Origin of the sequence: Streptomyces sp. Tu 3180 (genome assembly GCF_009852415.1) — a bacterium.
In the GTDB taxonomy this organism is placed as follows: Bacteria; Actinomycetota; Actinomycetes; order Streptomycetales; family Streptomycetaceae; genus Streptomyces.
This window is the reverse complement of sequence record NZ_WOXS01000002.1, coordinates 645,401-658,030: the sequence shown is the minus strand read 5'-3', so window position 1 is coordinate 658,030 and position 12,630 is coordinate 645,401. Positions and strand designations below refer to the sequence as shown.

1 protein-coding gene is annotated in these 12,630 nt (G+C 75.0%); it reads left to right on the top strand.

The genetic code is table 11. The features are described 5' to 3' along the window. Positions 1-186: 186 nt before the first annotated feature. Positions 187-12,621, top strand: a complete 12,435-nt coding sequence (locus tag GL259_RS03910; RefSeq protein ID WP_159529189.1) for a type I polyketide synthase — start codon at positions 187-189, stop codon at positions 12,619-12,621. The last annotated feature ends 9 nt before the right edge of the window (positions 12,622-12,630 follow it).

Below are 12,630 nucleotides of genomic sequence, written 5' to 3'. Positions count from 1 at the left end.
GGCCCGCGGACTCCCGCGCCCGTCCCGCGACCGATCGGCGGCCCGCCGGGACCGGGATCCGGAAAGCCCCGGCCACGCCTAGGAATTCCCCTAGAGCGTTTCGCGGGGCCGCCGGACACCCCCGCACCGCGTGCGAACGTGAGGGCTGTTCCCCTCCCCACGCCCTCGGTATCTGGAGTGCCATCGATGAACGAGCCGGTGCCCACCGACCTCCGGAACGTCGCGCCGGGCCAGGAACCCGTGGCCGTCGTCGGTCTCGCGTGCCGGCTCCCCGGAGCCGACGGCCCGGCCGCCTACTGGGACCTCCTCAGCGCGGGCCGCAGCGCCGTCGCCGACACCCCGGACGACCGCCGCGAGGGCGCACCGGACGACGGCTGGCCCACTCCGGACGGCGGCACCGCCCCCCACCGCGGCGGATACCTCACCGCACCCGCCGACTTCGACGCCGCCTTCTTCGGCATCTCGCCCCGCGAGGCCGACGCCATGGACCCGCAGGCCAGACTCGCCCTCGAACTGGGCTGGGAGGCACTGGAGCACGCCGGCGTCCCCGCCGCGTCCGCACCCCGCGCCACCGCCGTCTACCTCGGCGCGGACGTCTGCGACTACGCCGACGTCGTACGGCGGTCGGGCACGGGACCGGGACACCACACCCTCACCGGACTCAACCGCGCCCTCATCGCCAACCGGCTGTCCTACGCACTCGGCGTCAGCGGCCCCAGCATGACGGTGGACAGCGCCCAGTCCTCCTCCCTGGTCGCCGTCCAGCTCGCCTGCGACAGCCTTCGCCGCGGGGACTGCGAACTCGCCCTCGCCGGAGGCGTACACCTCAACCTCAGCCCCGAAAGCTCCCTGGCCGCCGCCCAGTTCGGAGCACTCAGCCCGGACGGCGCCTGCCACACCTTCGACGCCCGCGCCAACGGCTACGTACGCGGCGAGGGCGGCGGCGTCGTCGTCCTCAAACTCCTCGACCGGGCCCTCGCCGACGGTGACCACGTGCACGCCGTCATCCGCGGCGGCGCACTCAACAACGACGGCACCGGCACCAGCCTCACCACCCCTGACGCCGCCGCCCAGCAGGCGGTCCTGCGCACCGCCTACGAACGCGCCGGCGTCGACCCCGCCGACGTCGGCTACGTGGAACTCCACGGAACCGGCACCCGGGCCGGCGACCCCGTGGAGGCCGCCGCCCTCGGACAGGTCCTCGGCACCGCCGCGGGCCGCCGCACCCCCCTCGCCGTCGGATCGGTGAAGACCAACATCGGCCACCTGGAGGGCGCGGCCGGCATCGCCGGGCTCCTCAAGGCCGTGCTGTGCCTCTCCCACGGCCACCTCGTGCCCAGCCTCAACCACGAGCGGCCGCACCCGGCCATCGACCTCGACCGGCTCGGCCTGCGCGTCCAGCGGGAACTCGCCCCCTGGACCCCGGACACCCCCGGTGTCCCGCTCCGGGCCGGCGTCTCCTCCTTCGGCATGGGCGGCACCAACGCCCACCTCGTCCTCGAAGCCGCCCCGGCCCCCGCACCCGAGGCACCCCGCACCCCCCGCACCGCCCCCGCCACCGTCCCCTGGCTGCTCTCCGCCCGCACCCCCCAGGCGCTGCGCGCCCAGGCCGAACGCCTCGGCGATCACGTCCGCGCCACCCGCCCCGACCCGGTCGACACCGCCTGGTCCCTGCTCACCACCCGCACCCACCTGGAGTACCGTGCCGTCGCCGCCGGCACCGACCCCACGAGCGTCCTGCACGCGCTCACCACGGCCGTACCCGCCGGCCCCGTCGACGGCGACATCGACCGACCGGTGTTCGTCTTCCCGGGCCAGGGCAGCCAGTGGCACGGCATGGCCGCCGAACTCCTCGCCACCTCACCGGTCTTCGCCGACCGCCTCGCCGCGTGCGGACGCGCCCTCGCCCCGCACGTCGACTGGGACCTCGAAGCCGTACTGCGGGGCGACCCCACGGCCCCGCCCCTGGACCGCTCCGACGTCGTCCAGCCCGTCCTGTGGGCCGTGATGGTGTCCCTGGCCGCCCTGTGGCAGGCACACGGCCTGCGGCCCGCCGCCGTCGTCGGACACTCCCAGGGCGAAATCGCCGCCGCCTGCGTCGCCGGCGCCCTCAGCCTCGAGGACGCGGCACTGGTCGTCGCCCTCCGCAGCAAGGTCCTCCTCCCCCTGGAAGGCCGCAGCGGCATGGTGTCGCTCGCCCTGCCCCCGGACGCCGCCCGGGACTTCACCGCCCGCTGGGGCGACCGCGTCACCGTCGCCGCCCTCAACGGTCCCTCCTCCACCGTCGTCTCCGCCGACGCCGGCACCGTCGCCGACGTCCTCGCCACCGCCGGCCGCGAGAACGTCCGGGCCCGCCGGGTCGGGATCGACTACGCCTCCCACTCGGCGCACGTCGAACCCGTCCGCGACGACATGCTGCGCCTGCTCGCCCCCATCACCCCGCGCACCCCCGAGGTGCCCTTCCTGTCCACCGTCACCGGCGACTGGCTGGACGGCCCGGCCACCGACGCCGCCTACTGGTACGACAACCTGCGCCGACCCGTCCTGCTCGAACCCGCCGTCCGCGCCCTCACCGCCGCCGGACACGGAGCCTTCGTCGAGGTCAGCCCGCACCCCGTCCTCACCGGCCCGGTCCAGGACACCGTCGAGGCCACCGCGGGCAGGGACCGGGCGGTCGTCACCGGCACCCTGCGGCGCGACGACGGCGGCCCCGCCCGCTTCCAGACCTCCCTGGGAGCCCTGTGGGCCCGGGGCGCCGACGTCGACTGGACACCGGTCTTCTCCGGCCTCGCGCCCCGCCGCACCGCACTGCCCACCTACGCCTTCCAGCGGCGCCGCCACTGGATCTCCGGCGGCACCGACGCCCCGGCCGCACCCGCCGGCGCCCCGGCCCCGCCCACCACCGCCCCGGACCGGCGTGCGGCCACCCCGGACGCCGTGCACCAGACCCCCGCCGGCCCTTCCGGCACCGACACCCTGCGCCTCGTCCAGGAGAGCACCGCCGCCGTACTGGGCCACCCGGACCCCGCGGCCGTCGACCCCCGGCGCTCCTTCAAGGACCTCGGCATCGACTCCGTCACCGCAGTGGAACTGCGGGACCGGATCAACGCCCTCACCGGACACGACCTCCCCGCGACCGCGGTCTACGAGTACCCGACCCCGGCCCGCCTGGCCGGCCGCCTGCGCACCACCGGCGACGACCGCGCGGCCACGCCCTCCGTCCCCACCGGCCGCACCGCCGCCGACGACCCCGTCGCGATCGTCGCCATGGGCTGCCGCCTCCCGGGCGGCGTGCGCAGCCCCGAGGACCTGTGGCGACTCGTCGCCGACGGAGCGGACGCCCTCACCGCCTTCCCCACCGACCGCGGCTGGGACCTCGCCCACCTCTTCGGCCCCGACCCGGACCGGCCCGGCACCACCTACGTCCGCGAAGGCGGATTCCTGCACGACGCCGCCGAGTTCGACGCCGGTTTCTTCGGCATCTCGCCGCGTGAGGCGACGGCGATGGACCCGCAGCAGCGGCTGCTGCTGGAGACCAGCTGGGAGACCCTCGAACGCGCCGGCATCGACCCCCGCACCCTGCACTCCACCCCCACCGGCGTCTTCGTCGGCGCCACCGCCCCCGAGTACGGCCCCCGCCTCCACGAAGCCACCGAAACCGTCGAGGGACACGTCCTCACCGGCACCACCGCCGGCGTGGCCTCGGGGCGGATCGCCTACGCGCTGGGGCTGGAGGGGCCGGCGGTGACCGTCGACACCGCCTGCTCGTCCTCGCTGGTCGCGCTGCACCTGGCGGTGCGCGCCCTGCGCAACGGCGAATGCTCCCTCGCCCTCGCGGCCGGCGCGACCGTGATGTCCAGCCCCGGCATGTTCGTCGAGTTCAGCCGCCAGCGCGGTCTGGCACCCGACGGCCGCTGCAAGCCGTTCGCCGCCGGAGCCGACGGCACCAACTGGGCCGAGGGCGTGGGCGTGCTGCTGCTGGAGCGGCTGTCGGACGCCCGGGCCAACGGGCACCGGGTGCTGGCCGTCGTCCGCGGCTCGGCCGTCAACCAGGACGGGGCCTCCAACGGGCTGACGGCACCGAGCGGTCCTGCGCAGGAGCGGGTGATCCGGGCGGCGCTGGCGGACGCGGGGGTGCCGGCGGCGGAGGTGGACGTGGTCGAGGCGCACGGCACCGGCACCAGGCTCGGCGACCCGATCGAGGCGCAGGCCCTGCTCGCCACCTACGGGCGGGAGCACGACGCCGGCCGTCCCCTCTGGCTGGGTTCGGTGAAGTCCAACATCGGTCACACCCAGGCCGCCTCCGGCATCGCCGGCGTCATCAAGACGGTCGAGGCGATGCGCGCACGCGTCGCCCCCAGGTCCCTGCACGCCGAGGAGGCGACTCCGTACGTCGACTGGTCGTCGGGGTCGGTGGAGTTGCTGGCGCGGGCCCGGGAGTGGGAGGCGCGGGACGGGCGTCCCCGCCGGGCGGGGGTGTCGTCGTTCGGGATCAGCGGGACGAACGCGCACGTGATCCTGGAGGAGGCCGAGGCCGAGCCGACTCGGACGACGGAGCTTCCCCCTGCCGCCGAGGGCGAGGCCATTCCCCTTCTGGTGTCGGCTCGTTCCGAGGGGGCGTTGGCCGGGCAGGTCGAGCGGTTGAACGCTTTCGTGGGGTCGGCCGGGGTGCGTCCGGTGGATGTGGCGTGGTCGTTGGTGACGTCGCGGTCGGTGTTCGAGCACCGGGCGGTGCTGGTGGGGGGCGAGCCGGTGGCGTCGGGTGTGGCGTCGGTGTCGGCCGGTTCGCCGGTGTTCGTGTTCCCGGGTCAGGGGGCGCAGTGGGTGGGGATGGCGGTGGAGCTGTTGGAGTCCTCGCCGGTGTTCGCGGCGCGGTTCGCGGAGTGCGGTGCGGCCCTGTCGCGGTTTGTGGACTGGTCGTTGGTGGATGTGGTGCGTGGTGGGCCGGGCGTGCCGGGGCTGGACCGGGTGGATGTGGTGCAGCCGGTGTTGTGGGCGGTGATGGTGTCGTTGGCGGCGGTGTGGGAGTCGTTCGGGGTGCGGCCGGCCGCGGTGGTGGGGCACTCGCAGGGTGAGATCGCCGCCGCGGTGGTGTCGGGTGCGCTGAGTGTGGCGGACGGTGCGCGGGTGGTGGCGTTGCGGTCGCGGGCGATCGTGGCGCTGGCCGGCCGCGGCGGCATGGTCTCGGTCGCTCTTTCCCGCGAGGACACCGATGTTCTGCTCGCCGGGTGGGAGGGGCGGGTCTGGGTCGCGGCGGTCAACGGGCCCACCTCGACGGTGGTGTCCGGGGACGCGGACGCGCTGGACGAGCTGGTCGCCCGGGCGGAGGCGTCGGGCATTCGGGTGCGTCGTATCGAGGTGGACTATGCCTCGCACTCGGCGCATGTCGAGGCCCTTGAGGCGGAGTTGGCGCAGGTGCTGGGCCCGGTCGTGGCGGGGGTGGCGTCGGTGCCGTTCTTGTCGACGGTGACGGGGGAGTGGGTCGGCGCGGGTGAGACGGATGCCGGGTACTGGTATCGCAATCTGCGTCAGACGGTGCTGCTGGAGCCGGCCGTGCGGCGGCTGGTGGCCGAGGGGCACGGCGCGTTCCTGGAGATGAGTCCGCATCCGGTGCTGACGGTGCCGGTGGCGGAGACCATCGAGGCGGCCGGCGCGGACGCGGTGGTGGTGGGGTCGCTGCGGCGGGGCGAGGGCGGTCTGGAGCGCCTGTACGCGTCCATGGGTGAGGCGTGGGCGGGGGGTGTCGCGGTCGACTGGACGGCGGCCTTCGCGGGGCTGTCCCCGCGCCGCGTCGACCTGCCGACCTACGCCTTCCAGCGGCGGCGTTACTGGCTGGAGGCGCCGAAGGCGGAGGCGAGGGCCGCCGATCCGGTGGAGGAGCAGTTCTGGCGCACCGTCCAGGACGGTGACCTCCGGGAAGTCGCCCGTACCCTCGGGCTGGAGCGCACCGACGGTCTGGGTGAGATCGTCCCGGCGCTGGCCGCCTGGCGGCGGGCGGGCCGCGACCGTGCCACGCTCGACAACTGGCGCCACCGCGTCGAATGGCGAGCCCTTCCGGCTGTGGCCCCGGCCGCCGTCACAGGCACCTGGCTGCTCGTCGTTCCCGCGACCGTCCAGGACGACGGTACGGCCACCGCGGTGCGGACCGCGCTCGAGAACCGGGGCGTCCGCGTCCTGACCCTGGCCGTCGAGCCCGGGGACATGAACCGGGCGGACCTCCAGGCGCTGCTCGGCCGGACCGGCGGTGCCGAGACGGTCACCGGTGTCCTCTCCCTGCTGCCCCTCGACACACGGCCGCACCCGGAGCACCCGGCTGTTCCGCTGGGCCTGGCCGGCAGCCTCGCCCTCGTCCAGGCCCTCGGCGACGCGGGGATCGAGGCGTCCCTCTGGTGCGTGACCCAGGGAGCCGTGGGAACGGGCCCGCACGACGCGCCGACATCCCCGGCCCAGGCCGGTGTCTGGGGCCTGGGCCGGGCAGCCGCTCTGGAGCATCCCAGGCGCTGGGGCGGCCTCGTCGACCTCCCCGCGACCCTTGCCCCCGACACCGTCGCCCTTCTGCCCGACGTCATCGCCGCGGGCACCGAGGAGGACCAGGTCGCCCTGCGAGGGGGCAAGGCGTACGGCCGTCGACTCGTCCACGCGCCCACGGGCCACAGGACGGCCCCGCGTGCCTGGAAGCCGCGCGGCACCGTCCTCGTCACCGGCGGCACCGGCGCGCTGGGCGCCCACGTCACCCGCTGGCTGGCGGGCAACGGCGCCGAACACGTCGTCCTCACCGGCCGGACGGGCGACGGCCCGCACATCGAGGAACTCCGCGCCGAACTGCGGTCACGCGGCACCCGGCTCACGGTCGCCGCCTGCGACACGGCCGACCGTGAGGCGATGGCCGGCCTGGTCGCTCGTCTCGCCGGGGACGGCACCCCCGTACGGTCCGTCGTCCACGCGGCGGGCGTGAGCGTGCTCGGACCGGTGGCGGAGACCGGTGTGGAGGACCTCGCGGCCACCCTCTCCGGGAAGGTGCTGGGCGCGGAACACCTCGACGCGGTCCTCGACACCGGACGACTGGACGCCGTGGTCTACTTCTCGTCCATCTCCGGCACCTGGGGCGTCGCCGACCACGCCGCGTACGGAGCGGCCAACGCCATCCTCGACGCCCGTGCCCAGCGCCGCCGCGCCGACGGGGCTCGTGTCCTGTCCGTCGCCTGGGGACCCTGGGCGGGCGGCGGCATGATCGCCGAGTCGGTGCAGGACGATCTGCGGCGCAGGGGCGTCCCCGTGATCGAACCCGCTCCCGCGATCGCCGGGCTCCAGCAGGCCCTGGACCACGACGACACGTGCGTCGTCGTCGCCGACGTCGACTGGAGGCGCTTCACCGAGGTCTTCACCTCCGTGCGCGGCAGCGCACTCCTGCGGGAGCTGCCCGACGCCGTGACCTCTGCGGACGGTGGCGGCGACGGCACCGACGCCCATGACACCGCCGGTGCGCTGAGCGAGATCGCGGCGCTGGAGCCCGCCCGCCGACCGGCCGCACTGCGCGCGCTGGTCAGCGCCAACGTGGCCGCCGTACTCGGACACACGCCCGCCGAATCCGGCGCGCTCGGTGACGAGACCGCCTTCAAGGACATGGGATTCGACTCCCTGACCGCCGTGGCCCTGCGGGACCGGCTCAACCGTGCCACCGGGCTGTCCCTGCCCACCACGGTCGTCTTCGACCACCCCAGCATCACGGCCCTGGCCGCCTACGTCGACGAGCGCGCGTTCGGCCGGACGGAGCGGGAACAGCAGCGGGCGACCACTGCCGACGCCGGTGGCACGGACGAGGTCCGCGCGGACGACCCCATTGCGATCGTGTCCATGGGGTGCCGTTTCCCCGGCGGCGTGCGCAGCCCGGAGGACCTGTGGCGACTGGTCGCCGACGAGGTGGACGCCATCACGGCGCTGCCGGCCGACCGCGGCTGGGACCTGAACGCCCTGTACGACGCCGACCCCGACCACCTCGGCACCACCTACGTCCGGGAGAGCGGATTCCTGGACGGGGTGACGGAGTTCGACGCCGGTTTCTTCGGCATCTCGCCGCGTGAGGCGACGGCGATGGACCCGCAGCAGCGGCTGCTGCTGGAGACCACCTGGGAGACCCTCGAACGCGCCGGCATCGACCCCAAGGCGCTGCGCGGCAGCTCCACGGGTGTCTACATCGGCCTCACCGACCAGGAGTACGCCACCCGGCTGCGCGCCGCCTCCGGCGACAACGAGGGCTACCTCGCCACCGGAGCCGCGGCCGGCGTGGCCTCGGGGCGGATCGCCTACGCGCTGGGGCTGGAGGGGCCGGCGGTGACCGTCGACACCGCCTGCTCGTCCTCGCTGGTCGCGCTGCACCTGGCGGTGCGCGCCCTGCGCAACGGCGAATGCTCCCTCGCCCTGGCCGGGGCGGCCACGGTGATGTCGGGCCCCGGCGCGTTCATCGCCTTCAGCCGCCAGCGTGCGCTCGCCCCCGACGGCCGCTGCAAGCCCTTCGCCGCCGACGCGGACGGGTTCGCCCTTTCCGAGGGCGTGGGCGTGCTGCTGCTGGAGCGGCTGTCGGACGCCCGGGCCAACGGGCACCGGGTCCTCGCGGTGGTGCGGGGCACCGCGGTCAACCAGGACGGTGCGTCCAACGGTCTCACCGCGCCCAACGGTCCGTCGCAGGAGCGGGTGATCCGGGCGGCGCTGGCGGACGCGGGGGTGTCGGCGGCGGAGGTGGACGTGGTCGAGGCGCACGGCACCGGCACCCGGCTGGGTGATCCGATCGAGGCGCAGGCGCTGCTCGCCACCTACGGGCGGGAGCACGACGCCGGCCGTCCCCTCTGGATCGGTTCGGTGAAGTCCAACATCGGTCACACCCAGGCCGCCTCCGGCATCGCCGGCGTCATCAAGACGGTCGAGGCGATGCGGGTGGGAGCGCTGCCCAAGTCGCTCAGGGCCGAACGGCCCAGCACGATCGTCGACTGGTCGTCGGGGTCGGTGGAGTTGCTGGCGCGGGCCCGGGAGTGGGAGGCGCGGGACGGGCGTCCCCGCCGGGCGGGGGTGTCGTCGTTCGGGATCAGCGGGACGAACGCGCACGTGATCCTGGAGGAGGCCGAGGCCGAGGCGGAGGCCGCGGAACCGCCCGTGGCCGGGGACGGGACCGCCGTTCCGTTCCTGGTGTCGGCTCGTTCCGAGGGGGCGTTGGCCGGGCAGGTCGAGCGGTTGAACGCTTTCGTGGGGTCGGCCGGGGTGCGTCCGGTGGATGTGGCGTGGTCGTTGGTGACGTCGCGGTCGGTGTTCGAGCACCGGGCGGTGCTGGTGGGGGGCGAGCCGGTGGCGTCGGGTGTGGCGTCGGTGTCGGCCGGTTCGCCGGTGTTCGTGTTCCCGGGTCAGGGGGCGCAGTGGGTGGGGATGGCGGTGGAGCTGTTGGAGTCCTCGCCGGTGTTCGCGGCGCGGTTCGCGGAGTGCGGTGCGGCCCTGTCGCGGTTTGTGGACTGGTCGTTGGTGGATGTGGTGCGTGGTGGGCCGGGCGTGCCGGGGCTGGACCGGGTGGATGTGGTGCAGCCGGTGTTGTGGGCGGTGATGGTGTCGTTGGCGGCGGTGTGGGAGTCGTTCGGGGTGCGGCCGGCCGCGGTGGTGGGGCACTCGCAGGGTGAGATCGCCGCCGCGGTGGTGTCGGGTGCGCTGAGTGTGGCGGACGGTGCGCGGGTGGTGGCGTTGCGGTCGCGGGCGATCGTGGCGCTGGCCGGCCGCGGCGGCATGGTCTCGGTCGCTCTTTCCCGCGAGGACACCGATGTTCTGCTCGCCGGGTGGGAGGGGCGGGTCTGGGTCGCGGCGGTCAACGGGCCCACCTCGACGGTGGTGTCCGGGGACGCGGACGCGCTGGACGAGCTGGTCGCCCGGGCGGAGGCGTCGGGCATTCGGGTGCGTCGTATCGAGGTGGACTATGCCTCGCACTCGGCGCATGTCGAGGCCCTTGAGGCGGAGTTGGCGCAGGTGCTGGGCCCGGTCGTGGCGGGGGTGGCGTCGGTGCCGTTCTTGTCGACGGTGACGGGGGAGTGGGTCGGCGCGGGTGAGACGGATGCCGGGTACTGGTATCGCAATCTGCGTCAGACGGTGCTGCTGGAGCCGGCCGTGCGGCGGCTGGTGGCCGAGGGGCACGGCGCGTTCCTGGAGATGAGTCCGCATCCGGTGCTGACGGTGCCGGTGGCGGAGACCATCGAGGCGGCCGGCGCGGACGCGGTGGTGGTGGGGTCGCTGCGGCGGGGCGAGGGCGGTCTGGAGCGCCTGTACGTGTCGCTGGGTGAGGCGTGGGCGGGGGGTGTCGCGGTCGACTGGACGGCGGCCTTCGCGGGGCTGTCCCCGCGCCGCGTCGACCTGCCGACCTATGCCTTCCAGCGGCGGCGTTACTGGCTGGAGGCGCCGAAGGCGGAGGCGAGGGCCGCCGATCCGGTGGAGGAGCAGTTCTGGCGCACCGTGGAGGAGGGCGATCCGTCGGAGCTGGCGGCGACCCTCGGTGTCTCCGAGCGGGACGGGCTGCACGCCGTCGTCCCGGCGCTGGCCGCCTGGCGGCGGGCGGGCCGCGACCGTGCCACGCTCGACAACTGGCGCTACCGGGTGGTCTGGCGGCCCCACGACCTGCCCGCCGCCGGCACCCTGGACGGCACCTGGCTCCTCGCCGTCCCCGAGACGTGGACCGACGGCGAACTGACGCTGCGGACACGGAACGTGCTGGAGGACGCGGGCGCCGACGTCGTACGCCTCGGCGTGCCCGAGAACGCGGACCGGGCGGTTCTCGCCGAACGGCTGGCTGCCGTCGCCTCGCCCGAGCGACCGCCCGCGGGAGTGCTGTCGCTCCTCGCGCTGGACGACACCCCCGACAAGCGGAGTAACGGCGTCTCGCGGGGACTGCTGGCCTCCATGGCCCTGAGCCAGGCCCTCGCGGACACCGGACTCGTCACGGCCCTGTGGACGGTGACGCGGGGAGCGGTCGCCGTCGACGCGGCCTCGGAGGCGCCGAACACCGGCCAGGCCGCCGTATGGGGCCTGCTGAGGGTGTCCGCGCTCGACGATCCCGAGCGTTCCGGTGGCCTCGTCGACCTCCCCGCAGGGGACGGTGCGCACGACCTGCTGTCCCGTCTGCCCGCCCTGCTGGCCGGACCCGCCGCGGGCGACGACGCGTCAGGGGGCAGGGAGACGGAGTTCGCCGTCCGCGCCGGCGGCGTGTGCGTCCGACGCATGGTCCGCGCGCCCCGGCGCCCGGAGGCGACGGCCGCCGGTTCCGTCTGGAAGCCCCGCGGAACCGTCCTCATCACCGGAGGTACCGGTGCGCTCGGCGCCCACGTGGCCCGGGACCTCGCCCGCGACGGCGCCGGACACCTGCTGCTCACCAGCAGGCGCGGCCCCGACGCTCCCGGCGCGGCCGAACTGGAGCGGGAGCTGACCGCCCTCGGCTGCCGGGTCACCGTCGCCGCCTGCGACGTCGCCGACCGCGCCGCGCTCACCGCCCTCCTGGACGGTGTGCCGGACGACCTGCCGCTCACCGCGGTCGTCCACACCGCCGGGGCCGTCGACCTGGCCAGGCCCCTCACCGAGGTCGACGCGGACGAGACCGTCGACCTCATGCACGCCAAGGTCGTCGGCGCCCACCACCTGCACGACCTGCTCGGCGACCGGCCGCTGGACGCCTTCGTGCTGTTCTCCTCCGGCGCCGGAGTCTGGGGCAACGGCGGACAGGCGCCCTACGCCGCCGCCAACGCCCACCTCGACGCCCTCGCCCAGCGACGCCGGGCCGCGGGTCTGCCCGCCACCTCGATCGCCTGGGGCGCCTGGGCCGGCGGCGGCATGGTGGACGCCGAGGTCGCCGAGCAACTCCTGCGCCGTGGCGTGCCCGCCATGGAACCGCGCCTCGCCGTGCGGGCGCTGCGCGAGGCGGTCGCGGACGGCGAGACGACCCAGGTCGTCGCCGACATCCGCTGGGACCGCTTCGTACCGGCGTACTGCGCGCACGGTCACCGGCCGCTCATCGACGACGTACCCGAGGTCCGGGACCTGCTGGCGGGACGACACGAGGAGGAGGCCGCCACGGCCGGCGACACCGCGGCGGCCACCGGACTGCGGGGAGAACTCGCCGCTCTGCCTCCCGCCAAGCGGCGGCGGCGCCTGATCGACCTGGTCCGGACCCACGTCGGCACGGTCCTGGGCTCCCACGACGGCGTCAGGGCGGGCAAGGCGTTCCGGGACATGGGATTCGACTCGCTGACCGCGGTCGAGCTGCGCAACCGACTCGGCTCCGCGCTCGGCACCCGCCTGCCCGCCACGATCGTGTTCGACCACCCGACACCGAACGCGCTGGCCGACCACCTCGAGGCCGAGCTCTTCCCGGACACCACCTCCGGCACCACCCTCGACCCCCGGCTGCGGGAGATCGAAGCGGCCTACCGCGCCGCGACCGACCCGGCCGCCCGGCAGGAACTCGCGGACGCGTTGCGCGGCCTGCTGGACAGCTGGACGACACCCACCGGCGAGCCGGCGCACACGGCCGTCGACGAGGAACTGGTCGGCGCCTCCGACCAGGACATGTTCGACCTGATCGACAGGGAACTCGGGATCTCCTGAGCGGTCCCC

Bases quoted from the DNA above. Each gene is read 5' to 3' on its own strand.
- GL259_RS03910 (WP_159529189.1), top strand. From the start codon at position 187: ATGAACGAGCCGGTGCCCACCGACCTCCGGAACGTCGCGCCGGGCCAG.